The 24,767-nt window shown below is 66.1% G+C and carries 26 protein-coding genes; 10 read left to right on the top strand and 16 right to left on the bottom strand.

From position 1 onward, the window contains the following. Positions 1–12: 12 nt before the first annotated feature. From SH584_RS03080 to SH584_RS03090, 3 genes are all read right to left on the bottom strand, one after another. Positions 13–4,194: a translocation/assembly module TamB domain-containing protein gene (locus SH584_RS03080; protein ID WP_324808470.1), complete on the bottom strand. Its 4,182-nt coding sequence runs from the start codon at positions 4,192–4,194 to the stop codon at positions 13–15. After that, positions 4,194–6,230, bottom strand: a complete 2,037-nt coding sequence (locus SH584_RS03085) for an autotransporter assembly complex protein TamA (protein WP_324808472.1) — start codon at positions 6,228–6,230, stop codon at positions 4,194–4,196. The genes SH584_RS03080 and SH584_RS03085 overlap by 1 nt, the downstream gene beginning before the upstream one ends. A gap of 71 nt (positions 6,231–6,301) precedes the next feature. Then, on the bottom strand, positions 6,302–6,574 hold the full coding sequence (locus tag SH584_RS03090) for a hypothetical protein (protein WP_324808474.1): 273 nt from the start codon (positions 6,572–6,574) through the stop codon (positions 6,302–6,304). Between the two features lie 58 nt (positions 6,575–6,632). On the opposite strand from SH584_RS03090, the gene SH584_RS03095 reads away from it, so the two are divergent. Further along, the gene (locus tag SH584_RS03095; RefSeq protein WP_324808476.1) at positions 6,633–6,803 is read left to right on the top strand and encodes a hypothetical protein; all 171 of its coding nucleotides are present in this window, start codon (positions 6,633–6,635) and stop codon (positions 6,801–6,803) included. Here SH584_RS03095 and SH584_RS03100 read toward each other — a convergent pair. Next, the gene (locus SH584_RS03100) at positions 6,781–7,197 is read right to left on the bottom strand and encodes a GNAT family N-acetyltransferase (RefSeq protein WP_324809451.1); all 417 of its coding nucleotides are present in this window, start codon (positions 7,195–7,197) and stop codon (positions 6,781–6,783) included. The genes SH584_RS03095 and SH584_RS03100 overlap by 23 nt on opposite strands. A 47-nt stretch (positions 7,198–7,244) precedes the next feature. After that, positions 7,245–7,895, bottom strand: coding sequence for a S24 family peptidase (locus SH584_RS03105; RefSeq protein ID WP_324808478.1), 651 nt, complete (start codon positions 7,893–7,895; stop codon positions 7,245–7,247). Positions 7,896–8,160: 265 nt separating this feature from the next. Between SH584_RS03105 and SH584_RS03110 the strand changes: the two genes are divergently transcribed. Next, complete coding sequence (locus tag SH584_RS03110) at positions 8,161–8,493, top strand: hypothetical protein (RefSeq protein WP_324808480.1); 333 nt, start codon at positions 8,161–8,163, stop codon at positions 8,491–8,493. Between the two features lie 4 nt (positions 8,494–8,497). Here SH584_RS03110 and SH584_RS03115 read toward each other — a convergent pair whose 3' ends face one another. Further along, positions 8,498–8,965 (bottom strand): hypothetical protein, encoded by a 468-nt coding sequence (locus SH584_RS03115; protein ID WP_324808482.1) that lies wholly within the window; start codon positions 8,963–8,965, stop codon positions 8,498–8,500. Between the two features lie 49 nt (positions 8,966–9,014). Next, the gene (locus tag SH584_RS03120) at positions 9,015–9,554 is read right to left on the bottom strand and encodes a type 1 glutamine amidotransferase domain-containing protein (protein WP_324808484.1); all 540 of its coding nucleotides are present in this window, start codon (positions 9,552–9,554) and stop codon (positions 9,015–9,017) included. An 83-nt stretch (positions 9,555–9,637) separates the two neighbouring features. Between SH584_RS03120 and SH584_RS03125 the strand changes: the two genes are divergently transcribed. The 6 genes from SH584_RS03125 (at position 9,638) to SH584_RS03150 (ending at position 15,627) form a co-directional block, all read left to right on the top strand. After that, entirely contained in the window at positions 9,638–10,645 is a 1,008-nt protein-coding gene (locus SH584_RS03125) for a DNA topoisomerase IB (RefSeq protein ID WP_324808486.1), read from the top strand. A gap of 46 nt (positions 10,646–10,691) precedes the next feature. Further along, positions 10,692–11,849 carry a mechanosensitive ion channel family protein gene (locus SH584_RS03130; protein WP_322842408.1) on the top strand — a complete coding sequence of 386 codons (1,158 nt, stop codon included), beginning with the start codon at positions 10,692–10,694 and terminating at the stop codon, positions 11,847–11,849. Positions 11,850–11,904: 55 nt separating this feature from the next. Continuing rightward, positions 11,905–12,360: a MaoC family dehydratase gene (locus tag SH584_RS03135; protein WP_324808488.1), complete on the top strand. Its 456-nt coding sequence runs from the start codon at positions 11,905–11,907 to the stop codon at positions 12,358–12,360. Positions 12,361–12,372: 12 nt separating this feature from the next. Continuing rightward, entirely contained in the window at positions 12,373–13,557 is a 1,185-nt protein-coding gene (locus tag SH584_RS03140) for an acetyl-CoA C-acyltransferase (RefSeq protein WP_322842410.1), read from the top strand. A gap of 91 nt (positions 13,558–13,648) precedes the next feature. Then, positions 13,649–14,257 (top strand): DUF4126 domain-containing protein, encoded by a 609-nt coding sequence (locus tag SH584_RS03145; RefSeq protein ID WP_324808491.1) that lies wholly within the window; start codon positions 13,649–13,651, stop codon positions 14,255–14,257. Beyond that, positions 14,254–15,627, top strand: a complete 1,374-nt coding sequence (locus SH584_RS03150; protein WP_324808493.1) for an MFS transporter — start codon at positions 14,254–14,256, stop codon at positions 15,625–15,627. The genes SH584_RS03145 and SH584_RS03150 overlap by 4 nt, the downstream gene beginning before the upstream one ends. Positions 15,628–15,637: 10 nt before the next feature. Here the strand turns inward: SH584_RS03150 and SH584_RS03155 are convergent, their stop codons facing one another. Next, positions 15,638–16,870 (bottom strand): polyhydroxyalkanoate depolymerase, encoded by a 1,233-nt coding sequence (locus SH584_RS03155; RefSeq protein WP_324808495.1) that lies wholly within the window; start codon positions 16,868–16,870, stop codon positions 15,638–15,640. Between the two features lie 134 nt (positions 16,871–17,004). Here SH584_RS03155 and SH584_RS03160 point away from each other — a divergent pair, with 134 nt between their 5' ends. Both SH584_RS03160 and msrB read left to right on the top strand, forming a co-directional pair. After that, positions 17,005–18,774 carry an ABC transporter transmembrane domain-containing protein gene (locus tag SH584_RS03160; protein WP_324808497.1) on the top strand — a complete coding sequence of 590 codons (1,770 nt, stop codon included), beginning with the start codon at positions 17,005–17,007 and terminating at the stop codon, positions 18,772–18,774. 71 nt (positions 18,775–18,845) lie between these two features. Then, a complete protein-coding gene (msrB, locus tag SH584_RS03165; protein WP_324808499.1) occupies positions 18,846–19,337 on the top strand; it encodes a peptide-methionine (R)-S-oxide reductase MsrB in 492 nt (163 codons plus the stop codon). Here the strand turns inward: msrB and SH584_RS03170 are convergent. From SH584_RS03170 to SH584_RS03205, 8 genes are all read right to left on the bottom strand, one after another. Then, entirely contained in the window at positions 19,334–20,116 is a 783-nt protein-coding gene (locus SH584_RS03170) for a hypothetical protein (RefSeq protein ID WP_324808501.1), read from the bottom strand. The two genes, msrB and SH584_RS03170, sit on opposite strands and share 4 nt — an antisense overlap. 45 nt (positions 20,117–20,161) lie before the next feature. Next, on the bottom strand, positions 20,162–20,548 hold the full coding sequence (locus tag SH584_RS03175; protein ID WP_324809453.1) for an ExbD/TolR family protein: 387 nt from the start codon (positions 20,546–20,548) through the stop codon (positions 20,162–20,164). A 269-nt stretch (positions 20,549–20,817) separates the two neighbouring features. Beyond that, positions 20,818–21,252 carry an ExbD/TolR family protein gene (locus tag SH584_RS03180; RefSeq protein WP_416222283.1) on the bottom strand — a complete coding sequence of 145 codons (435 nt, stop codon included), beginning with the start codon at positions 21,250–21,252 and terminating at the stop codon, positions 20,818–20,820. Positions 21,253–21,268: 16 nt separating this feature from the next. After that, positions 21,269–21,754: an ExbD/TolR family protein gene (locus tag SH584_RS03185; protein WP_322842417.1), complete on the bottom strand. Its 486-nt coding sequence runs from the start codon at positions 21,752–21,754 to the stop codon at positions 21,269–21,271. Positions 21,755–21,827: 73 nt separating this feature from the next. Continuing rightward, positions 21,828–22,637: a MotA/TolQ/ExbB proton channel family protein gene (locus SH584_RS03190; protein WP_322842418.1), complete on the bottom strand. Its 810-nt coding sequence runs from the start codon at positions 22,635–22,637 to the stop codon at positions 21,828–21,830. Between the two features lie 52 nt (positions 22,638–22,689). Continuing rightward, positions 22,690–23,373, bottom strand: a complete 684-nt coding sequence (locus SH584_RS03195; RefSeq protein ID WP_322842419.1) for an energy transducer TonB — start codon at positions 23,371–23,373, stop codon at positions 22,690–22,692. A 219-nt stretch (positions 23,374–23,592) separates the two neighbouring features. Further along, positions 23,593–24,009, bottom strand: a complete 417-nt coding sequence (locus SH584_RS03200) for a dihydroneopterin aldolase (protein ID WP_324808505.1) — start codon at positions 24,007–24,009, stop codon at positions 23,593–23,595. Positions 24,010–24,012: 3 nt separating this feature from the next. Beyond that, positions 24,013–24,738 (bottom strand): SDR family oxidoreductase, encoded by a 726-nt coding sequence (locus SH584_RS03205; RefSeq protein WP_324808507.1) that lies wholly within the window; start codon positions 24,736–24,738, stop codon positions 24,013–24,015. Positions 24,739–24,767 lie beyond the last annotated feature (29 nt).

The following is a 24,767-nucleotide window of genomic DNA, read 5'->3' on the forward strand; positions in this document are numbered from 1 at the left end:
GCGGCGCAACGCTCAATAGTCTCTCGACACCCGAACGTTGGCGCTGGTCCGTCCGATCGTCGAAATGCTCGACAGCAGCGAGAGCCAGCGCGTGACCTGATATTCCACCCGGGTGGCCGAATAGCCCTGCCCGTCGGTGATCACTTCGACGAACAGGCGGCGGCCGATATATTTGCCCGCCGAAATCGCCGTCTTCTGCCCGGTCGCGACGTCGGCCGGCAGAATGCGCAGCCGGTCGAGCCCGATCGCACGCCGCACAGCGTTGATCGGATCGAGATTGCCCGATCCCGACTGCAGCGCAGCGATCGCCGACGCCAGTTGCAGCGCCTCGGGCGCGGAAAGGTTGGTGATTGAGGTGCCGAACAGGATCCGCGACAGCAATTCGTCCTCGGGCAGCTGCGGGACCGACGCGAAGCGGATTTCGGGACGAAGCCCACTTCCCGTGACGATGACGCTGGCGTCGAGCCCCTGCACCTGCGCCTCGGCACGGATGTCGAGCAGCGGATCGGGCGGGCTTTCGCCGCGGAAGCGAATGATCCCGCGCTCCAGCCTGAAACCGCGTCCGGCAAACTCATACTCACCGCGAATGAGGTCGGCGCGGCCGGTCATGCGCGGCGCATTGACCGCCCCGCCGATGGTCAGGTCGGTGCGCCAGCGGCTGTCGATGCCGAGCCCGCGAACCTCGATCGGCCCGCCCGACACCTTGAGGTCAAGGCGCCACGGCGTGAGCTCGGCAACGTCGATATCGGTCTCGACCTCGCGTCCGACATGACGAACCTGCAACTGCGGAACCGATGCCGCGGCGCTGGCCTGCCCCAGCGTGAATCGTCCGCCGACCAGTCGGAGGTCGCCGCTGATCGTCCCGCCGGTCCCGTCGGAGCGGACGCGGATCGGCCCGGTCACCGTTGCGGCAATGTCGCCCCGGTCGAGCACCCTCGCGCGGGTCGCGGCGAAGTCGAGCGACAGCGCGGTCGCGCCCCCGCCGAAGTCGACCGTCCCGCCACCCGTCAGCGTGCCGCCGCCGGGCGTCGTGCCGCTCACCCCCGAGAGCACCAGCCGCGACCCGTTGAAGCGACCGTTTGCGGTGAGCCCCTCGATCACCGTGCCCGTGACCGCGCTTTCCAGCCGCGCGCCTTGCGCGCGGATCGAACCGCGAATCTGCGGATCGACCAGTCGCCCGCTGATGTCCGCGCCGACCGCAATCGGTCCCGACAGGTCGAAGATCTCGATCCCTGACAATCGCCACAGCGTATCGGCCGGCCCCGCATAGCGAAGCTGCAACTGCATCGGCGCATTTATCAGTTCGGCGACGATCGGGCCACGGCCCAGCGGTGCGACCCGTGCCTGCGCGCGGCCGATCGTCTTGCCGTCGCTGACCGCTACCGCGCGCATCGACGCGCGCCCGTTGGCAAGCACGGCGTTGATGCCGACGTCGATCGGCTTCGACGCCAAGACCAGGCCCGCCCGAGTGAGCCCGCGGACACGAATGTTCGCGCTGCCGGCAGGCTGCCCATTCTCCCAGCGATACTCGACGCGCCCGCTGGCGATGCCGCCCAGACCGGCGCGCGGCACGAACACTTCAAGCAGGTCGAGCGGCATTGACTGGATGTCCGCACGAAGCGCCGGACTGTCGCCGGTGCGACCCGACAGGACGCCGCGTCCGCTTCCGAAGCGGACGCGCGTCGGCGCCACTTCCCATCCGCCCGCCACGCGCGTGATAATCGCTGGGCTGTCGAGCGTCAGCGGCCGCCGAGCAACCTGCCCGCGTGCGGTGACGCGGATCTGGTCCGGCGTGATGTCGGCAAATCCGGTCAGGTTGAACGGCGTCCCGCGCGACCCCTGCACCGCGCCGCGCACCTGCCCACTGCCGTTCACCAGCCGCGCGTTGGCGGTCAGCCGCGCCAGCGTGAATCCGCCCGTCGTCAGGCCTTGCGCGCTGACCACGCCGTCGAGCGTCGTCCGCCCGGGCGCAAGCAGGATCGACCCATCGATCCGCCCCTGCCGAACGCTGAGCGCCGGTGGGCCCGCCGTGCTGAAATTGGTCGCGGTCAAATGCGCTTCGATTTTCTGGCTACCCGCGACCGGCATGAAGCCGAGCGTTCCGTCGAGCCCCCCGCCGGCCAGTCTCAGCAAGCCGCTGAATCCGCCCGGATCGCTGCGCATCGTCCCACGCGCCGTCGTCCCCGCCACGTTCAGCGCGGCAATGGCGATCGACGCGCGCCCGCCGCGGGGAAGCAAGATCTGCCCGTTGGTCGTAAACGGTCCCAGCCGCGACTGGCCGTTGGCTCGGAAATCGAAGTTCGATCCCGCCGGCGCCAGGAACAGCCGAACGTCGCGCAAGCCAAGCGAGTCCATTGGTCGGTCGAGGAATAGCTCGACCTTCGGGCGATCGATCTGACCGTCGAGCCGAAGCCGAAGCGGCCCATATTCCGACTGGCGACCGCGCATCTCGACCAGGAAGGTGCCGTCACGCCGACGCATCCCCTGCCCCGACAAGCGCAGCTTCGGTGCGACGATTTGCAGGTTGGTGAAGCGGATCACCCCGTCCGCGCCGCGCTCAAGGTTAGTGGTTAAACGCGGCAATCCGCCGGCCAGGCTGGCGAAGAAGCTGTTGTCGAGGCGGCGCACCTGCGCGACCGCGTTGCCGACGATCCGCGATCCCTTTCCGCCCGGCCCGGGCACCACGCGGAATACGGTTTCGACATCGACGATCCCAAGGCCCGGCACGAGATAGCGCTTGAGCCCGCCCGACAACGCAAGGTCGAACCGGCCGGTCTTGAGGTCGAGCAGCACGCTGACGAGCCCATTGAGCTTGTCGCTGCGCAGCTTGAGCTTGTCCCCGCGAATGAGGTCGGGCGTGATTGCCAGCATGCCGTCGATGCTGAGGTTGCCGAGAATACCCCCGGCGACGTCGCCAACCCCGGTGATCGCACCGGCCTTCAGCAGCAGCGGCACGCGCATCGGCCACGGCGATAGGCGGCCGCGACCTTCCGCGCGAACGTTGCGGAAGCCGGTCGTGTCGATCGCGACCTGTGGGCTGGTCAGGCGATAGGCGAAATCGGCGCGCTCCATCGCCCCGTCGAGCGTGAGCAACAGCCGCACGTTGCGCCCGGACATGGTCGGATAAAGCGCTGACGGCTTGAGCAGGTCGACACCGAGCCGCACCTGTCGATACTCGCTCGCGGCCAGGTCGACCCCACCGCGTGCGACCGCGCGCAGCGCCGACGATGCCAGCGTCAGTTGCCCGTCCAGAACACTGTCGGCGAAGGTCGCAGCGCCATCGACCTTGACCGATGTCGCGATCAGCGGTCGCAGGCCGGGACCGACGAACGGCCGCCCGTCGAGCACACCCGACAAGCGATACCGTCCCGAATCCGCCGCCAGCGCCAGCGTCGCGGACTGCCTGCGATCGACCAGCAGCTGCGCCGCCCCGCGCCAACGCGTCCAACTCCCGTCGCCACCGATTGTGAGATCGATCGGGCGCTTGAGGCCCGTGAGCGTCGGGATCAGCCCGTCGGCAGGGGCGATCGCGCGAACGTCGAGGTCGAAGCGATTGCGATCGGGCTCGGCGTCGAGCCGCGCCGCCACCCGGTCGCCGTCGAGCATCGCCAGTTGCAGCCCGACCATCGCCCGCCCTGCGCGGATCGTCGCTTCACCGCGAACGCTGCCGGTTCGTGCAGTGCCGGTGACTCCCCTCGCCAGCTCCAACCGGTCGATCTTCAGCTGGCCGATATGGATGTCGAACGAAGGCAGCAGCGCTGCCTTCTTCCCCGACGGTTTCAGCCGCGGCAGCCGCTCCAGGCGCACCAGCCTCGATTCGAGCCTGTCGATATGCAGGCTATTGTAGAGCCAGGCGCCCGGCGCCCAGTCGAGCGTGATTTCCGGGCTGGTCAGGAACACCCCGGTCGGATCGCTGACCGTCACGCCCCGCAACCGGGCTTCGCCGTAGATCGACCCGTCGATCCGCGCGACCTTGATGTTGAGGCCTGTCGCCGTCTCGAAACGCGACAGGCGATCGACGATGAAGCGATGCCCCGGCGCGGTGTCGAGCATGATGAGCGCGCCCGCCGCGAGACCCAGCAGGACCAGCAGAAGAACGCCGAATTCCTTGGCAAGCTGCCGCCCCCACCGCCGTCGCCGCGACACGACGATGCGTTCGCCATTGTTCGCGTCCTCGACGGTGGTCGTCGTCATCAGAAGGCCTGACCCAGGCTGACCGTGACCGCGATCCGGCTGTCATTCTCCTGCCGGTTGAGCGGCGTTCCCACGTCGATGCGGATCGGGCCGAAGCTGGAGTAATAACGAAGGCCGATGCCCGCGCCGAACTGCCAATTGCCCATGTCAGGAACCGGCTTGGTCGACAGCGTGCCCCCATCGATGAACGGAACGATCCCGAAATTGCCGCCGAAGCTGCTCAGGCGGATGCGCGCTTCCAGGCTGAATTCGGCCAAGCTGCGCCCGCCGATCGGATCGCCATTGAGATCCTGCGGGCCAAGCCGCTGGTAGCCGTAACCGCGCACCGATCCGCCACCGCCCGCGTAGAACCGCCGCGACGGCGCGACGTCGTCGCGGGTCGCCCCGACGATGGTGCCCAGCCTGACGCGTCCGGCCGCGACCACCCGCTCACTGACCGAGCGGTAGGCGCTCGCGTCGAACTGCGCACGTGCATAGGGAAAGGTGCCGCCCTGGAAGCTCAGCTCGGGCGAAACCCGGCCGAGCAGGCGGAAGCCCTTGGTTGGGTCGAGCAGGTCGTCGGTGCCGTCATAGCCAAGGCTCCCCGGCAACGCGGCGATGAAGAAGGTCCGGCGCCGCTCCTCGCCCGTCGCTTCGATCGTATCTCGCTCCTTGGTGGCGATCAGCTCGGCGCCGAGGCTCCACGTCCATTTCTTCTGCCAGATGAAGTTGCTCTGGCGCTCGAAGCCACCCGACAGCGAGATCGTCCGCGCCTCATAGGCGTCGCGATCGACATGACTCGCGAGCGCCTGGGCGCTGAGCACTTGGTCGCGCCGTCGCCAGTTGGCGCGGCGAAGCGACACCGACGCCAGTTGCTCCTGCGTCCCCGCGACGCCACGAAGCGTCAGCGCGCCCTCAGGATTGAAGAAGTTGCGATGCTGCCAGCTCGCTTCGGCGCGGAAGCCTTCGCCCGTGCCGAAACCGACCTCGCCCGCGATCGTCCGCGCCGGCGCCGGGTCGAGCTTTACCGCCAGGTCGATCACCCGGCCCTCGTCGCGCGGCACCTGCGTCACCTCGACCGAGGCCACCAGTCCGGTCGCAATCAGCGCACGGCGAAGGTCGTCGACCTCGCTCTGTTCGAACCGATCGCCCGGGCGGAAACGCGCGATCAGCCCGACGTGACGCGCCGAGAATGGCGGCTCGCCAGTGACGGTGATCTGGCCGAACTTGCCGACCGGTCCGGGCGCCACCGGCAGGACGAGCCGGGCGACCTGCTGTTCATGATCGACGACGATATCCTGCTCGCCAACCTTGGCCGTGGCGAAGCCGCGCTCGCCAAGCGCGACCTGCAGCGCGATGCCGGCATCGATCACCTGTTGCGCCACGACCGGATCGCCCGCCTTGACCGCGAACGCCTCGCGCAAACGCGTCGCCTCGGCGCCGGCGGCCTGATCGAGTCCGGGGAGCTCGACCGTCTGGAACGTGTATCGAGCGCCCGGCACCGCCGCGAGCTCGACCGACACGTCGCCGCCGCTCGGCTGGATGAGCGTTTCGACCGTCGCGTCGTAATAGCCCTGGCTGCGCAGGATCTCGGCCAGCAGTTCGGCATCGGCACGCGCACGGCGGTCGATCTGCGCGGCGTTGGTGTCGTCCTTGCGCTCCGCTTCCAGCACCGACCTCTTGTCGAATTCCTCGCGGACGGTCGCCGCCAATTCCGGATCGAGCGCCTGCAATCCGCTCAGCGACCAGCGGCTGTCGAGCGACGCACTGGCATCGCTGACCTGCTCGGCGGCTTCCTCGACCGCCTCCTCGGCAGTGTCCGGCGCAACGCCTTCGACCGTCGGCGGAAGCTCCGGGTCGGGCGTGTTCAAATCGGGCCAGTCGACGCCAAGGTCAGGCATCGGGTCAAGCGGCGCCGACGGATCGAGTTCACCCGGCTCGACCGGCGGCAGCGGCGGCGCCGTCTGCGCACGCGCGGGCGCGGCCCCGATCGCGATGACGGCGCAGCCTGCCCATAAAATGTCGGCGGCTGTTCGCCCCGCGCCCCGCTTACTCATAAGCGATATGCCTAGGGCGGCCCTCGACGCTGCGCTACTGCCTTCGCGCAACAGCGTTGAAAAAAAACGACTTAGTGAACCGTCCCGGTGACCGCCCGATCGCTGAGCGTGACGATGACCCGCTCGATCTGCCGCCAGTGGCAAAAGCGGATGACATTGCCCTTGTCGCGGCTGCTTTCGGCGCGGGCTGCGGCCTCGAATCCCGCATCGTCGCCATAGGCATCGATCAGCATGGCGGCATCGGTCAGCGCGGCGCGACCGGAGATGAAAAGCGTGGGGTTTTCGACGTCCATCACCCCCATTAACCCGCGCCCTGTTTCGGATCGGGTGACGGACGCGGTCAACGAAGCGTCAACCATGTCCTTGCTTGCTCCGCAGCGGGATGGTGGGCATGGACGGGCCATGGCCAAGCGCACCCCCGCCGCAGGCGGAATCTTTCTCTTTCTGACGCCGGTCCTCGGCGCGCTGTATGGCGCCGGTCGCGGCGAGCCGATCCAGTGGATGCTGGTCGGCTTCGCGGTCGGAGTCGTGATCGCGCTGATCGTCTGGCTTATCGATCACCGTCGGGGCTGATGTCGAAATGAAGGACGCTCTCTCGCACGCCTAATTTGTCGTAGAGCGCGACCGCTGGCTCATCGGGCGGATCGGCCTGCACGAAGATCATCCAGGCGCGCATTTCGCGAGCGATCGGCTTCAGCGCCTCGATCAACGCCGTCCCGACACCGACGCGGCGGTGCTCGGCGCGGACCGCTAGATCGTAGATGTACACCTCCCGCCGCGCCTGCTCGAACTTGGGCAGTCCGTAAGCGGCAAGCGCGCCGACAATGTCGTCAGCCTGGAATGCGGCCAGCATGATGAAGTCCGGATTGGCCAGCAATTCGGTGAGATAATCATCGTCTGGCGGCGCCGACAGATAGCTTTCCGGATCTTCGAACACCTGCGCGAAGAGTATGTTGGCCGCGCGCATCGATGGCAGGTCGTCGCGTCCGAGGCGTCGGATTTCGACGCCAGCGCTCACGCGATCCGCCGCCCCGACCAGATGACGCGGCCGATGCAGTCGATCTCGTCGAGTCCACAATCGGGAAGGTCGCCATAAGCCGGATTGTCCGACTGGACCGTCACCCTCCTTCCAACCGGATGAAGCGCCAGCCGCTTGACGAGCAAGGTGCCGTCCACCCGCAAGACCCAGATTCCGTCGCGCAGATGGTCGTGGCACGCCGCCAGGTCGACCAGGATATCGTCGCCCGCATTCAATGTCGGTGCCATCGAATCGCCCTCGACCCGGATCACCGACAGGCTCGACGCCGGTGACGACGTCAGTGCGCGCAGCCACTTTGCGTCGAACGCGAAATAGGGACGGCTCCGCTCTTCCCCCGGAATCGCGCCCGGACCCGCTGACGCGCGCACGTCGCTCCGGGTCACGGCGATCAGCGTGTCGGGGGTCGCGAGTGTTTCGCCCGGCGGGCCGCCAAGCATCGATTCGGGAATGTCGAAATATCGCGCCAGCGTGCGCCGCTCCGATTCGCCCAGACGGCGCGGCGTTCCTTTCCTCAGGAACTGCTGAATATAGGCGTCGTTGCGCCCGACCAGCCGAGACAAGGCCGCAAAATTTTCGCCGCGCTCACTGCACAGCCGTTCCAAAGTGGCCCGAGCGTCCTCTGTCATGAACGCGATCCTAACTATAAGTTTTTTCCTAGACAAGTAGGAAATGGATTGGAATTTACACACACGCCGAGTCGATCCGAACGGGAAGACAAAACGTGAATATCATTCGTGACGTGGAAAACTTTTTGAAGCAACGCAACATCGCACCGACCCGATTCGGACGCGACGCCATGGGCGACCCCCGCTTCGTATCCGACCTTCGCAACAGGAGGGAGCCCAGCCCCCGGACGGTGAAGCGCCTGCAGGCCTATCTGAAGAATGCACGATGATGAAACTGGCCCTGTCCCCCGCCGCGGCCGGCCTCCTTCGCGCCTTGCTTGCCCGCGCCGGCATCGATCGCGATAGGATTTTGCTTACCGAGTTCCGATCGGTCGATTGGCAATCGCTAACCTTCGTTGGCGAGCGTCACCAGATCCATGTGCGTATCCCCTCCCCCGGCGCCGAAGAGGTCACCCATCGCCTCCTCGACGGACTGGCGGATGCAGAATTTCACGTGCCCGGGCAGATCGTCGCCGACATCGCGCTGGAACATGAGCCGACGAGCAACGCCGACGGCTCGATCTTACTTCAACTGGAAGCGCTAACCCTGTTCGAATGATCGACTAACGGAGCGAGGTCCGGATGTTGGCCAGCGCGGCATAAAGCGCTTCGCTGGCATCGACGACCGCGGCCTCGCCCACCACCGGCGCTGGCGCGGCGCGTTCGCCGAGGAAATCGGAAATCCGCACGACAAGGTCGCCCGGACTGGCCCCGTTCGCGTCGAACAGGCGAACGACCCTTGAGCTATTCTCGACCGGGACGAGCGGATCATCGAGTAGCAGCGGCTCTTCCTCCACGCACTCGTCGAAACTCTCCACCTCAAATCGCTGGAGAAGCAGGTGGTCGTCCGATGCGAACGTCTTCCACACCGCAAACGCCGCCAACAGCGACGCGAGCGCAACCGCACCCACTACCGGAATCGGCTCCGCACTAAGCCGCCACGCCGCCCATGCGGTGGCGGCGACCAGCAACAGCGCGGCTCCGATCAGTATCGGCAGTTCGGCGGGATGGGTTCGATAATCATTCTTCACCCCGCCGATCTAGCCGACAATCCTTGCCAGCCGGTTTAGACCGGACCCGTCATCGCGCCTCGATCGCCGCGATCAGCGCGTCGGTGAACGCCGGGACGTCGTCGGGATTGCGGCTGGTGACGAGATTGCCGTCGGTCACCGCTTCCTTGTCGACGACATTGGCACCGGCATTGCGCAGGTCGGTGCGGATCGACGGCCAACTGGTTGCCGTTCGCCCGCGCAGAATGTCGGCCTCGGCAAGAAGCCACGGCCCATGGCAGATCGCCGCGACCGGCTTCCCCGCCTGATCGAACGCCTTCACCAACGCGATCGCGCCGTCTTCCATCCGCAACCGATCGGGATTGCCCACTCCGCCGGGCAGCAGCAGCGCGTCATAGTCGTCCGCATTGACGTCGGCGATGGTCAGGTCGGGCTTGATCGTCTTGCCCGGTTCGTCGTGGACCGTCCCCATGATTTCCTCGGTATCGGGCGACGCGAGCGTGACCTTCGCACCCTTGTCCAATAGGCGCTCGCGCGGGCCGAACAGCTCGCTCTCCTCGAAGCGGTTGGTGGCCATGATCAGCACCTTGGCATCGGCAATTTTCGGCATCGAATTTCCTTGTCTCGTTGGGGTCGCGGAACAACAGGGCGGTTCCGCCGCTATGAGGTCAACTAACGAAGGACGGCCGATCAATGTTGCGTCATTCATCCGACAGCGAACCCGGTTTCACTCGAAAGAAGCAGGGCCGTGCCTGGGCCTATTTCGACGTCGACGGAAAGCGGATTACCGACCGCGACGAGATCGACCGCCTCAACGCGATCGCCCTTCCCCCCGCCTACACCGACGCCTGGTACTGCAAGGATGCCAACGGCCATATCCAGGCGACCGGCAAGGACGCACGCGGCCGCAAGCAATATCGCTACCACACCGACTTCCGCGCGAAAAAGGATGCGTCGAAATACGACAACTGCCGCGAGTTCGGCGAAGCGCTGCCAAAGCTTCGCAAGCAGGTCGAAAAGGACCTTAGGAAACGCAGTCTCGAGCGCGACACCGTCGTCGCCGCGGTCATCCGCCTGCTCGATCGCGAACATATCCGCGTCGGCAATGAGCAATATGCCAAGGCCAACAAGAGCTTCGGCGCCACCACGCTCCGCTCGCGCCACCTCAAGCGCAGCGGCGCCAAGCTGAAGATGCGCTTCACCGGCAAGCACGGCATCGTTCGCGAAGTCAGTGTGACCGACGCCAATTTGAAACGCATCGTCAAGAAGTGCGAGGATTTGCCGGGCCAGATGCTGTTCCAATACGTCAACGGGGACGGAGAACCGCATCCGGTGACCAGCTCCGACGTCAACGACTACATCCGCGACGCGACCGGCGGGGCGTTCACCGCCAAGCATTTCCGCACTTGGGGCGCGAGCGTCATCTTCTTCGATCAGCTGCTCAGCTCGGCCGAGGGCGAGCGGCAGACGCTGAAGACCGTTCTGGAGCCAGTCGCCGAGGCGCTTGGCAACACCCCGACGATGAGCCGCAAATCCTATGTTCATCCCTGCCTTATCGAGGCCCTGCAGGAGGATCCGCGCGATCCGCTCAACGGCATGAAACGGCCCCGGGCGCGGCGGCGGCTGACCACGGCAGAGACCGGCTTCCTCAAATTCCTGAAGAAGAAGCCCCGTCGCGCACGGCGCCGGAAGGCCGCCTGACCGCACAAAGGTTGATCGACCCGCCCGCGAACGCCAAAAGCCCGCAATGCCCAATTTCAGCCAGCTTCTAGCCGTTCTACCGGCCCGCGTTCCGCAACTCGACCGGCCGGTGACCGGCACCTTCGACTGGATCGCCGCCAACCAGTCGGGCCTTGCCGTCGGTGCGGTGGTGGCGGCCGGCATTGTCGCCGCGATGCTGGTGCTGCGGCGGTTCGGCACCTCGCTCATCGCTCGCGACCCGCCCGTGACCGGCTGGAAGCTGGTCGCCGGCCACGTCCTGTCGCGCACCAGCATCGCGTTCATGGTCGTTGCCGCGGTCGAAATCGTCGCCAACTACACCGACATCCCCGGCCCGCTCGAGCGCGGGGCGGACATCGCCTTCCTGGTCGTCGGGGCGTTTCAGGCGGCGATCTGGGCGCGTGAACTGATCCTCGGGCTTGTCCGTGCCAAGGCCGGCGACGATCCGGGAGCGACCACGCTCGGCAATGCCATGTCGCTGATCCGCGTCCTGGTTAGCGTCGCCGCCTTCGCCATCGCCGCGATCGTCGTGCTCGACAATCTGGGCGTCAACGTCACCGCGCTCGTCGCCGGCCTCGGAATCGGCGGCATCGCCATCGGCCTTGCCGCGCAGGGCATTTTCTCCGACCTGTTCGCCGCGCTGGCGATCGTGTTCGACCGACCGTTCCGCCGCGGCGACACGATCCGCTTCGACAAGGCGGTCGGCACTGTCGAGCGCATCGGCCTCAAGACCACCCGTATCCGCTCGCTCACCGGCGAGCAGATCATCATGGCCAACACCAAGCTGCTCGAGCGCGAGTTGCACAACCTCGCCGACGGCCGCGTTAGGCGAACGACCTTGCTGTTCGGCCTGACCTACCAGACCCCGCCGGAAAAGCTGGCTCAGATCGACGCGATCGCTCGCGAAGTCGTCGAAGGCTGCAAGGGTTGCCGCTTCATCCGCTGCGCAATGACGACCTTCGGCGCGTCGAGCCTCGACCATGAGCTCGTCTTCGAGAATCGCACCCTCGACGCCGACCGCCTCGCGCATGACCGCGGCGCGATCATGATCGCGCTGATCACGCGTTTCGCGTCGGAGGGAATCGAGTTCGCATATCCTACTCAGGTGTCCTACACGGCGGCACCCGACGGGTCGCTCGTGCTCCCCTACACCGAGCAGGTGATCACGGAACGCGCCCTTCCGTAGCGTCGCCGTCGCGGGGGTTGTCAGCGGCCTTTGGCGGGGCCTAGACCCGTCGCCGATGCCCATCGCTTTCCTCGACGAAATCCGCAGCCGCATCGGCTCCGCCATCGGCACGTCCGATTGGATCGAGGTCGCACAGGACCGCATCGACGCCTTCGCCGACGCGACCGAGGATCGGCAGTTCATCCACGTCGATCCTGCCGCCGCCGCGCAGACGCCGTTCGGCGGGACGATCGCGCACGGTTTCCTGTCGCTGTCCCTGCTCAGCCGCATGGCCGCCGACGTCATGCTCGTGCCCGACACGACGAAGATGGCGGTCAATTACGGACTCGATCGCGTCCGCTTCATCGCCCCCGTTCGCGCCGGAAAGCGCGTCCGTGGCCACTTCACGCTCGATGCCGTCGACGACAAGGCGCCGGGCCAGCTTCTTTGCCGCCACACCGTCACGGTCGAGATCGAGGGCGAGAAAAAGCCTGCCCTCACCGCCCAGTGGCTCGGCCTGATTTTCACCTAAGGAGAATATCCCATGTCCGCTCGCGACGCCGTCATCGTCTCCACCGCTCGCACCCCGATCGGCCGCGCCTACAAGGGCGCGTTCAACGCGACCCCCGGCGCCACGCTCGGCGCGCTCAGCCTCGCCCCAGCGATCGAACGCGCCGGCATCGAGGCGGGCGAAATCGACGACGTCGTGTGGGGCGCGGTGCTGACCCAGGGGACGCAGGCCGGCAACATCGGCCGCCAGGTCGCGCTTCGCGCCGGCTGCCCGGTCGGCGTCAGCGCGCAGACCATCGACCGCCAGTGCGCGTCGGGCCTGATGGCGATCGCCACCGCCGCCAAGCAGGTCATCATCGACCGCATGGATATCGTCGCTGCCGGCGGGCAGGACTCGATCTCGATGGTGCAGACGCCCGAAATGCGCGTGTCGGGCGATCCGTCCCTGATCGCGATGCACAAAAACGTCTACATGCCGATGCTCGGCACCGCGGAAACCGTCGCCCAGCGCTACGGCATCAGCCGCGAGGCGCAGGACGAATATGCCCTTCGCTCGCAGCAGCGCACCGCCGCCGCACAAGCCGAAGGCCGCCTTGCTGCCGAAATCGTCCCCGTCACCGCGACCATGGCCGTCAAGGACAAGGAAAGCGGCGAGATCTCGATGCACGAGGTCACGATCGACAAGGACGAGGGCAACCGCCCCGACACGAAGATCGAGGGCCTGTCCGCACTCAACCCCGTGCTTGGCCCCAACACCAGCATCACGGCGGGCAATGCCAGCCAGCTCAGCGACGGCTCGTCTGCCTGCATCCTGATGGACGCTGACCTCGCCCAGAAGCGCGGGATCGAGCCACTCGGCCGCTATGTCGGCATGGCCGTCGCGGGCACTGAGCCTGACGAGATGGGCATTGGCCCGGTCTTCGCGGTTCCCAAGCTGCTCGAGCGCTTCGGGCTCAAGATGGACGACATCGGCCTGTGGGAGCTCAACGAGGCGTTCGCCGTGCAGGTGCTCTATTGCCGCGACAAGCTCGGCATCCCCGACGAATTGCTCAACGTCGACGGCGGCGCGATCTCGATCGGCCACCCCTACGGCATGAGCGGCGCGCGCCTGACCGGCCACGCGCTCATCGAAGGCAAGCGCCGCGGTGCCCGCTATGTCGTCACGACGATGTGCATCGGCGGCGGCATGGGCGCAGCGGGTCTTTTCGAAGTCCTGTAAGAACCGGATCGACGTCACGGGATTCACCTCCCGTGACGCCCGCTTGGCCAACGAGGTTGTGAACTCAGGGCGTTTCTGACAGCTTCCGCCCATGACCCCACTCGAACTCGTCGCGCTCGCGGCCTCGACCTCGCTCCTCGCCGGCTGGCGGCTCTACCTGGTCACGCTGATAACCGGGCTCGGCATGAAGTTCGGCTGGGTCGCGCTTCCCGACCAGTTGCAGGCCCTCGACGTGCTCGCCAACAATTGGGTGCTCGCCGCCGCCGCGGTCGGGACCTTTGCCGAATTTTTCGCCGACAAAATCGCCTGGGTCGACAGTGCCTGGGACGCGATCCACTCGTTCATCCGCCCGCTCGGCGGCGCGCTGCTCAGCCTCGCCATCATCGATAGCGGTGACACCGGCTGGCAGATCGCCAGCTTCCTGCTCGGCGGCGGTGCGGCCGCGGTCGCGCATGCGGGCAAGGCCGGCGCGCGCACGTTGGTCAACGCCAGCCCCGAGCCGTTCAGCAACATGATGGTCTCGACCGCCGAGGACGTCGCCACCGGCGGCCTGCTGGCACTTGCGATCGCCAACCCGATCGCTGCCGCGCTGATTGCCTTGATCCTCGTGGTGCTGTCGCTGTGGCTGGTGGTCGCCGCCCGCCGCGCGCTCAAGGGCTTCATCAACCGGATCAATCCACCGCGAACCCCCGCCGCTTGACGAAAGCCCGACACGACCCTCGCTGGACGCTTGCCGCCTGCGTCCTCGCGTCGAGCTTGTCGTTCGTCGAGGGCAGCGTCCTCAACGTCGCGCTCCCCGCCATCCGCGCCAGCTATGCCGCAGGCGCCGCCGAGGTTCAGTGGGTCGTCAACGCCTATCTGCTACCGCTGTCGGCGTTGCTGCTGCTCGGCGGCGCTCTCGGTGACCACTACGGCCGACGTCGCCTGCTGGTCATCGGCACCGGCCTGTTCGCGCTCGCCAGCCTTGCCTGCGCTCTCGCGCCAAGCCTCGACCTGCTGCTCGCCGCGCGCGGGGTGCAGGGAATCGGCGCGGCGCTGCTCCTGCCCAACAGCCTCGCGCTGCTCAATGCCGCTTACGAAGGCGAAGGCCGTGGCCGCGCGGTTGGGATCTGGGCCGCGGCGGGCGCAGCCTCGGCCGCCGTCGCGCCGCTGATCGGCGGCTGGTTGGTCGACCATGTCGGCTGGCCCTCGATCTTCTACATCAACCTGCCCCTCGCCGGCGGTGCGATCCTGCTCGCGCTGAAGTTCGTCAGCGAAAGCCAGGACGGCGGCGCCGCGCGCACCGATTATGCCGGCGCGCTGCTCGCGACCGCCGGGCTCGGCGGCACCACCTACGGCCTGACCCGCTGGTCATCCTCCGCCGCACTCGATGCGACCGCAATCGTGGCGATCGTCGCCGGACTGGCGATGCTCATCGCCTTCCTGTGGGTCGAGAAGCGGCGCGGCGACGCGGCGATGATGCCGCTGTCGATGTTCGGCGATCCCTGTTTCGCCGGACTCAACCTGCTCACCTTCCTGCTCTACGGAGCATTCGGCGCGGCGATGCTGCTGATCCCCTATGTGTTGATCGAGGCGGGCGGATATTCCCCGGTCCAGGCAGGTCTTGCGATGCTGCCGCTGCCGATCCTGCTCACGCTAGCCTCTCCACCGATGGGCAGCCTCGCCGCACGGATCGGGCCGCGCTGGCCGCTGACGCTTGGACCGCTGGTCGTTGCTGCCGGGATGATCGTCGGCCTGCGGATCGAGGCCGGCGCAAGTTACTGGACGACGGTCTTCCCGGCGATGGCGGTGATGGCCGCCGGCATGGCGATCGCGGTCGCGCCGTTGACCGCGTCGGTGCTTGGCTCGGTCGACGAAAAGCATGTCGGCACCGCGTCGGGCTTCAACAGCGCGGTCGCGCGCACTGGCGGACTGATCGCCACCGCATTGCTTGGCGTCGTGCTGTCACGCGAAGGCGATGCGCTCGTCGGCGGCTTCCACCTGTCGCTGATCGGCGCCGCCATCGCGTCGGTTGCCGCCAGCGCAGCCGCCCTCTTCCTGGTCGGCGACGTCAGTATGCGGAACGGTTAGGCGCAGCCGATCAGTTGTGGGCAGCGATGAACTTCTCGACCGTCGGGGCGATATTCTCGCGCCACTTGCGGCCGTTGAAGATCCCATAGTGGCCGACATCCTTGGCCAGCAGATACTGCTTCTTCCCCGCCGCCAGCTTGGTCGCCAGGTCGAGCGCCGCGCGGGTCTGTCCGACGCCCGAGATATCGTCTCGCTCGCCTTCGATCGCCAGCAGCGCGGTATCCTTGATCGCCGCCGGGTCGACCCGCTTGCCCCGGTGCAGATATTCGCCCTTCGGCAGCAGGTGGCGCTGAAACACCACGTCGACCGTTTGCAGGTAGAATTCGGCGGTCATGTCGCACACCGACAGATATTCGTCGTAGAAGTCGCGGGTCGCGTCTGCGCTTTCCTCGTCGCCGACGACGAGGTGCTTGAACATTTCCCAATGGCTCATCAGGTGGTTGCCAAGGTTCATGGTCATGAATCCCGCCAGCTGCAGGAAGCCCGGATAGACCTTTCGCCCCGCACCCGCGTGGATCATCGGCACGGTCGCGATCGCGTTCTGCTGGAACCACGCATGCGGCCGCTGGGTCGCCAGCGTGTTGACCGCGGTCGGCGCCTGGCGCGTATCGACCGGACCGCCCATCATCGTCAGCGACAGGGGTCGCGCCGGATGCTTGTCGGCGTTCATGATGGCGGTCGCGGCATAGGCGGGCACCGACGGCTGGCACACTGCCAGCACGTGCGGGCGCTTGCCGGTCGTCTCCAGCACCGTCGCACAGAAATTGACGAGGTAATCGACATAGTCGTCGAGGTCGAACTTGCCGTCCTCGGTCGGCACCTGCTTGGCATCGCGCCAGTCGGTGATGAACACGTCCTGCTTGGGCAACAGCCGCTCGACCGTCCCGCGCAGCAGCGTCGCATAATGCCCCGACATCGGTGCGACGATCAGCAGCGGCGCCTGCCCCTTCGGCCCGCCGACCTTCACGAAATGCTTGAGCTGCCCGAACGGCTTGCGCGCCAGGATTCCTTCTTCGACCGCGAGAACCGACTTGCCGACCGTCACTTCTTCAATCCCGAAGTCGGGCTTGCCGCGTGGGGCGGAGGCATGGGCGAACACGCCAAGCCCGGCGGCGACCAGCGGCCCCATCGATGAATAGCCAAAAGGATTGGCGGGATTGTTGAGCCATCCGGCGCCGAGGCCTGCCATCCTGCTCGCCCCCGACAGCAGCGAGCGTTGCACCTCATAGGCGTCGTAAAGCATTCAATTTCCTCGTTCCGTTTCGCCGATCGACAACAGTCTTGGAACCGCTTTGCTCCCGCTGCAAGCGACACGTCGCCGCACCTGCAGCATTGCGCCGATTGAGGCGGTGGGGACACACTGCTAGGGCGCCAGTCATGGCAAGCAATCCGGTACGGCCCAAGGGCAAATCGCTGTCCGACCTCGGCATGGTGTGGCGGTTCGCGAAAGCATATCCGGCACAGCTCGCCGCCTCGGCGCTGGCCCTCCTTGTCGCAGCCGGCGCCACGGTCGGCGTGCCCTACGCCTTTCGCCTGATCATCGATCGCGGGTTCACCGGCAACGGCGACATCGCACGCTGGTTCGAATATCTGCTGATGTTGGTCGTCGTGATGGCGCTCGCGACCGCCGTCCGCTTTTATTTCGTCAGCTGGATCGGCGAGCGCGTGGTTGCCGACATCCGCCTCGCGGTGCACCGCAACCTGCTTCGGCTCGCACCCGGTTTCTTCGAGGAGAACCGCCCGGCCGAGATCACCAGTCGCATCACGGTGGATACGACCATCATCGAGCAGGTCGTGGGCAGCAGCATTTCGGTCGCGCTGCGCAACCTCGTGATGGGGGTCGGTTGCGCGATCATCATCGTCTTTCTCGCGCCCAAGCTGGCCGGCATGATCCTGCTCGGCCTCCCACTAATCGTGCTTCCGATCGTCCTGCTCGGCCGCCGCGTGCGCGCCGTCTCGACCAAGAGCCAGGATCGCATTGCCGACGTCGGCACGGTCACCAGCGAAGTGCTCGGCGCGATGAAGATTGTTCAGGCGTTCGGCCAGCAGGCGCGCGAGGCCGAGCGCTTTACCGCCGCGACCGAAACCGTCTTCGCCACCGCCAAGAAGCGCATCCTGCTGCGCGCCACGATGACATTTATCGTCATCGCGCTGATGTTCACCGCGATTACCTTCGTCATCTGGCAGGGGGCGATCGACGTCGCTGCGGGCCGCATCACCGGCGGCACCATTGCTGCCTTCGTGCTCTACGGCGGCCTCCTCGCCGGCGCGTTTGGCGCGCTGTCCGAAGTCTATGGCGACCTCCTGCGGGCCGCCGGTGCGTCGCAGCGGCTCAACGAACTGCTCGTCGCCGAACCGACCATCCGCGCGCCCGACAGCCCGACCAAGCTCCCCCTCCCCGCGCAGGGCCGCCTCGCGTTCGAGGACGTCGTCTTCCACTATCCGACCCGACCCGACGTCTCCGCACTCGAAGGCTTCAGCCTCGCCGTCCGTCCCAACGAGCGGCTCGCGGTCGTCGGCCCGTCGGGCGCCGGCAAGACCACGCTCTTCCAATTGGCGCAGCGTTTTTACGATCCGCAGGGCGGCCGGGTCCTGCTCGACGGCGTCGACCTTCACGACGCCGACCCCGCCGACGTTCGGCAACGCATCGCAATGGTCCCACAGGACGTCGTCATGTTCGCCGCCTCCGCGCGCGACAACCTCCGCTACGGCAATTGGACCGCAAGCGAGGACGAGATCTGGCAGGCGGCGCGCGACGCCAATGCCGAGACCTTCCTGCGCGCCCTCCCCCACGGTCTCGACACGTTCATGGGCGAAGGCGGCGCGCGCCTGTCGGGCGGTCAGCGCCAACGCATCGCCATCGCCCGCGCCCTGCTCCGCCGCGACGCGCCGCTGCTGCTGCTCGACGAGGCCACCAGCGCACTCGACGCCGAAAGCGAACGGCTGGTGCAGGATGCGCTCGACCGCCTGATGGCGGCGCGGACGACGATCGTCATCGCCCATCGTCTTGCCACCGTCCGCGCCGCCGACCGCATCATCGTCATGGACCACGGCCGCATCGTCGAGGAAGGGACGCACGCCAATCTGATCGCGAAGGACGGCCTGTACGCCCGCCTCGCCCGCCTCCAGTTCGACGGCGCCGCCTGAAACCTTTTCGCGCGCCGGATCGAAGCTGTTCAGGTTCGACCCGTTAGTGCAGCGATCAAAGGAGTTTCGTGATGACCGACCGCTTCGATCGTCGACTATTTCTCGGCCTGACCGGCGCTGGCATCGTCAGCGGCGCGCTGGCGTTCGTCGGGACGACGCCTGCCGCCGCGCAATCCTTCGCCGTCCGCCGTTCACTCGCCGACTGGCGCAAGCGGCTCGGCGAAGCGCGCTACAACATCCTGCGCGAAGGCGGCACCGAGCGCCCCTACAGCAGCCCGCTCAATAACGAGAAGCGCAAAGGCGTGTTCGCCTGCGCCGGGTGCGGCCTGCCGCTGTTCCTGTCCTCGACCAAGTTCGACAGCGGCACTGGCTGGCCCAGCTTCTGGGCCGCGCGCGACAATGCCGTCATCTACCGCAAGGACTCGACGCTCGGCATGAGCCGCACCGAGGAAGTCTGCCGTCGCTGCGGCGGGCACTTGGGCCACGTGTTTGACGACGGCCCCAAGCCGACCGGCAAGCGCCACTGCATCAACGGCTTGGCGCTCCGCTTCATCCCCGCCTAGGCAGCCAGCGACACCGCATCGTCGCGGTCGGCTTCCTCGCGCCAGCGCTGCCGCCGCTTCTGCGCCAATGCCTGCTGCAGCGCATAGAAATGCTGCGCGGGATTGGCGCGGAAGGCCGCCGGCAATGAGGGATCCACTCGCAACCGTCGTTCGGCCTGCGGCCATCCCCGCCGGAGGCGACGGGTAACCTCGCGCTCGATCGATGCGTCGGCCAGCGGGGGCCGCGCCGCACGCGCCAAACGCGTTTTGGCCATCTCGTTCCACTCGGTCACCGGCCCATCGAGTGAACCGACCGACATAGCGCAAAGCGTTTCGAACGCGCTGAGTTCAGATCCGGCCATAGAGACGCCGACGCGCCGGGCGGCATGGCAAGCATCGTGCGCCTTCAGCAAATCGGCAGCCAGGACGCCTTCGGCCTCGACGCGGAGCGCTGCCGATGCTGTCAGGCGGTAAGCCCGGTACATCTCATACGTGCGCCGGCACGACGTCTGACCGATCGCATTTCGGAGCGCCTCGAACGCCTCACGAGCATGCAATCGCTGCCCCGATGTCCACGCCCAACCCGACAGCCGTCGCTCGACCGCCGCAATCCGCTCGGCCGTCACCAACGACCGAACCGCTTCGGCCAATGCCCAACGGTGTCCGCCAAGCGAATGGTCATAGAGGTGGTGCAGCACCATCGCCCGTTGCGCATAATCACCCGGCCGCCCCGCAAGCGCGACCGCGTCGGCGTCTAGCGCCGCGACCAGTCCGTCACGGTGGGAGGCAATGATGTCCATTGCCCCCTCGTACGGAACAGCGGTTGCCAAGCGGTTACCCGCCAATCAGAAACTCGTGCGATACGCCTCGTTGCCGACGAAGCCGAGTTTCGCCACGCCACGTTGCTTCGCCATCGCCAGTACTTCGTCGACGCGTTCGTAGCGAGCCTGCGCAGCGGGCTTGAAGTGCACCTCGGGCTGAGTCGGCGCTTTGGCCACCGCGCCAAGCAGGGCGCCAAGCGCTTGGTCGTCGACGACCTGCCCGTTCCAGCGCGTGACCCCGGCGGGATCGATATCGAGGCGGTTGCGAAGCGGATTGACCTCGACCGGCGTCGGCCTTCCGGTGGGCAGGTCTAGTTGTACCGAATGGTTTTGCGGTGGAATGGTGATGATCAGCATCACCAGCAGGACGAGCATCACGTCGATCAACGGTGTGGTGTTCAGATCCATCATCACCCGCGGCTCATCCGGTATAAACTGCCGAAGCCGTGAGCCTCGGGATGCCGCGACGAGAGAGGAAGCCATCATCAACTCCTGCGTGAGGGACGTCGATGGTATAACGTATCACTCGCGATGCAAGTTCAACTTGTTCTTCACTGCTATCCCATGTCCGCGCGCCTTCAGCGACCGAGGGCGATCACCGTGCGTTTCTTCTCCAGCAACGAAAAAGGGCGGCCCCCGTAGGAACCGCCCTCAATCACGTAAGATCGAAAGAACGCCGATCAGAAGGCCGTCATATAGGCTTCGTTACCGACGAACCCCATCTTCGAAACCTTTGCCTGCTTCGTCACGGCCAACACTTCGTCGACCAGTTCGTAGCGAGCTTCCGGTTCCGGCTGCATGTGCAGTTCGGGGACCGGGTTCATCTGCTGCGTCACGTCGAGGAACTGGCGGAGCTGAACCAGGTTCACCGGCGCCCCATTCCACAGCACCACGCCCGGCTGCGTCACGACGATCTTGTTCTTGACCGGGTCGATCGGCGGCGGCGTGTCGTTCGGGTTGTTCTGCGGCAGGTCCAGCTTCACGGCATGGGTCTGCGGCGGGATCGTGATGATCAGCATGATGAGAAGGACCAGCATGACGTCGATGAGCGGCGTCGTGTTGATCTCCATCATCGGCTCACCTTCGGCATTGGAGCCAGTGGTTTGCATCGCCATGGGGCTAGTTCCTCAATTACTCTGCCGCAGCGCCGACAGGCGGCTGCGAGATGAAGCCGACGCGGGCGAAACCGGCGCGCTGCATCGTGAACACCGTACCACCAATGCACTTGTACGGCGTGTTAATGTCGCCGCGGATATGCACTTCGGGCATATTCTCTTCGTTGACGTTCTCGACACCGCCAACGGCGGCAATTTGCGTCTCGAGCGCCTTGACCCCGCGGTCGAGCAGCGTCTGGCTGTCGATCGGAGTCAGGTTCCAGTAAACCTCGCAACCGCCACCCGGCGCGCCACGAACGGTCAGCGAGACGTTTTCTTTCTTCGTCTCGGTGATTTCGTTGCGAACCCGCGGAAGCTCGATCGGAATGCTCTGGATCGCCACCGGAATGGCGATGAGGAAGATGATGAGAAGCACCAGCATCACGTCGACCAGCGGCGTGGTGTTGATGTCCGACATCGGGACGTCTTCGTCGCCGTCCGAATTGCCTACGCTCATGGCCATAAAAGGCTGTTCCTTTTTCCGACTTCACTTTGTCCGGGCCGGCGACGCTGCCGCCGGCCCGAACGATACTCGTTTAGCGAACCGTCGGGTCGGCCTGCGCACCGGTGCCGGTCATGCCCGGACGAACCGGCTCGGCGCCACGCTGCGTCGGGGCTGCCGACGTCTTGGTCTGCGCGGTCGCCTTGACCGGGCCACCCAGGTTCGGCTTCACCGCGCCGCCCGACATCAGGTAGCCGTGCACGTCGTTGGTGAACGCAGCGAGGTCTTCCATGATCGACTTGTTGCGACGGATCAGCCAGTTGTAGGCGAGAACGGCGGGAACCGCGACGACCAGACCGAGGGCGGTCATGATCAGCGCTTCACCGACCGGGCCGGCGACGGTGGCGATCGACGCGTCACCTGCCGCACCGATCTTGATCAGCGCGCGGTAGATGCCGACGACGGTGCCGAACAGGCCGATGAACGGCGAGGTCGAACCGACGGTCGCGAGGAAGGCAAGGCCTTCACCGAGACGGGCGCCGATGCTGCCCTGCGAGCGCGCCAGGCTGTTCGCCATCCAGTCGTGCTGGTCGACCGGATCGGTCAGCTTGCCGTGCTGGTCCTGTGCGAGGAGAGCGTCGTCGACGATCGCGCGGTAGGCGCTCTTGCCTTCCAGCTTGGTCGACGCGTCGCGGAGGTTCGGAGAGTTCCAGAAACTCGCTCGGACCTTGTTGCTCTGGTTGATGATCTTCTGCTGCTGGAGCAGCTTCGTGAACAGGATGTAGAACGAACCGATCGACATGATGATCAGGATGATGAACACTGACCAGCTGATGACGCCGCCTTCGTTCAGTGCATTCCAGATGCCGAAATCGCCGGCTGCGGAGTGTCCGGGAGCTGCCATAATCTTGACTTTCCTCTTGAAATCTCAGGTTTATTCGAAAGTGAGTTAAAGCTTATTCGTCTGGGAGCACCCAACGGATGCGGCCCGTGTCGGTACCCTCGATCGGGGCGCCGTTCTGGTCCTTTGCAGGCGTATAGCGAGCCCGGCTGCGAATGACGCTGCAGGTTGCAGAATCAAGCGAGCGCGAACCCGAAGAACCCGTGACGTCACAGCCACTGACGCGTCCGTTGGTACCGATGGTCAGCCGGACGGTCGTCGTCCCCTGCTCTTCGGCGCGGATCGCGGCCTGCGGATAGTCGTCGGTCGAGAACAGCGACGTCAGGCTGCCTCGTGCCGTTGCCGCTTGCGAAATGCGCGGCGGCGGCGGCGGAGCTGGAGGTGCCGGGGGCGCCGGCGGTGCCGGGCGCACGATCGGCACGATCGGCGGATTGGGGTTGATGACCGGCGTCGTCTGAATCGGCGGCGGCGGCGTATCAATGCGAACCAGCGGCGGCGGAGCGGACACCTGCGGGGGTGGCGGCTCGACCGTTTCTTCTGGCGGGGGCGGCGGTTCTTCCGGCGGGGGCGGCGGTTCGTCTTCGACGTCGAAAGTCTTCAGATCTTCCGCCGCCTTCTTGACGACATTGTAGGCAAGGCCCGTCACCAAGGCATAACCGAGCACGACGTGGATGAGCGCGACGATGATGATTGCCACCGTCCTGTTGGAGCCCATCTGCTTCTTATTGGCGTAGGACATTAAGCCACAAATCTCCCAGACATGGCCACTCTCCATATCCCCTTCGGATCACGAACATTCGCGGGCCGTAGCGGACAGGGAAGCCGTCGATGTATCAACATATCATCGGCGAATACGCGCCACCCTTAATCAAGCGATAATGGCCGCGCAACGAATTTTGTTCCGATTGTGGCGGCCATGCGGACGATTCAGGGCAAACTCGGCGTCATTCACCGCAAATCAGCCATTCTTCGCCTCTTGCGACGAGATCTCCACGCCGACCCCCTTCGCGTCGCCATAGATGTCCGGCTTGACGCTTTTCACGCGCAGCGCAGCGACCCCTCGCTGAGAGGCAATCCGCTGGAAAATAGCGTGAACCAGCGTCTCTTGCAGGTTGTAGCGGCCGCTCGTCGCGAGCGCCCTCACCTCGTTGCGAAGCAGGTCGTAATTCCATGCGCGCGCCGGATCGTCGCCTTCGGGCGGCAAATGATCGTCGAGCCACAATTCCACGCTGATCATCAGGCGTTGCGGCACGCCGACCTCGAAGTCGTGGAAGCCGATGTCGGTTTCCACCTCGAGCGAATCGAGCAGGATTCGCGTTTGCCGGACCTTGAGGTGCGCAGGCACCATTCCGTCCAGCCTGATGGCCTCGTCCATCGGTCAATCCTCCAGAAATTGCACGTCACGCGGAAGCGCCCAATATCGCTGCCCGCCATCAATCGCGATCGTCTGTCCGGTAATGCCGGGCGAGGCAATCAGGAAGCGGAGCGCGGCGACGAGTTCGGACACCTCCACGCCATGTTTGAGCGGATTATGCGCGTGGACCTTGGCGAAGTTCGCCTCGTCCTGCTCCCCCGACGGCAGCATCAGCGCCGGCGCGATCGCGTTGACGCGGATCCCTTGCGGCGCAAGCGCCCTCGCCGCGACCTCGCCCAGGCCCGCAAGAGCATATTTCGACACGGTGTAGCTCAGGAAGTCAGGATTGGGCGCCGCGAGCTTCGCGTCCAGAATATTGACCACGAGCGCACTGCCGTCGCGATGCTGCCTCGCCAGTTCGTCGATCAACAACATCGGCGCGCGCGCATTGACCGCCATGTGCGCGTCGAACTCCCCGGCGCTCGCCCTGCCGAGCTTATCCTCGGCGAACCGCGCCGCGCAATTGACCAGCAGCCGCACCGGCCCGCCCGCCGCGTCAAACAGACGTTCCGCACAATCCGCTTCCGCAAGATCGGCGACTGCCCTGATCGCGCCGTCGGGCACCGGATCGTCAGGATGATGAACGTGCGCGACCACGCGCCAGCCGTCGTCGAGCAGCGCCCGGACGATCGTCGCCCCGACGCGCTTGCCACCGCCGGTCACAATCGCGGTTCCTTTTGTCGTCTCCATGGCCTTCGCCCCTATCATCGCCGCAAGCG

It is taken from the genome of Sphingomonas sp. LY29, assembly GCF_035593985.1.
Classification (GTDB): domain Bacteria; phylum Pseudomonadota; class Alphaproteobacteria; order Sphingomonadales; family Sphingomonadaceae; genus Sphingomicrobium.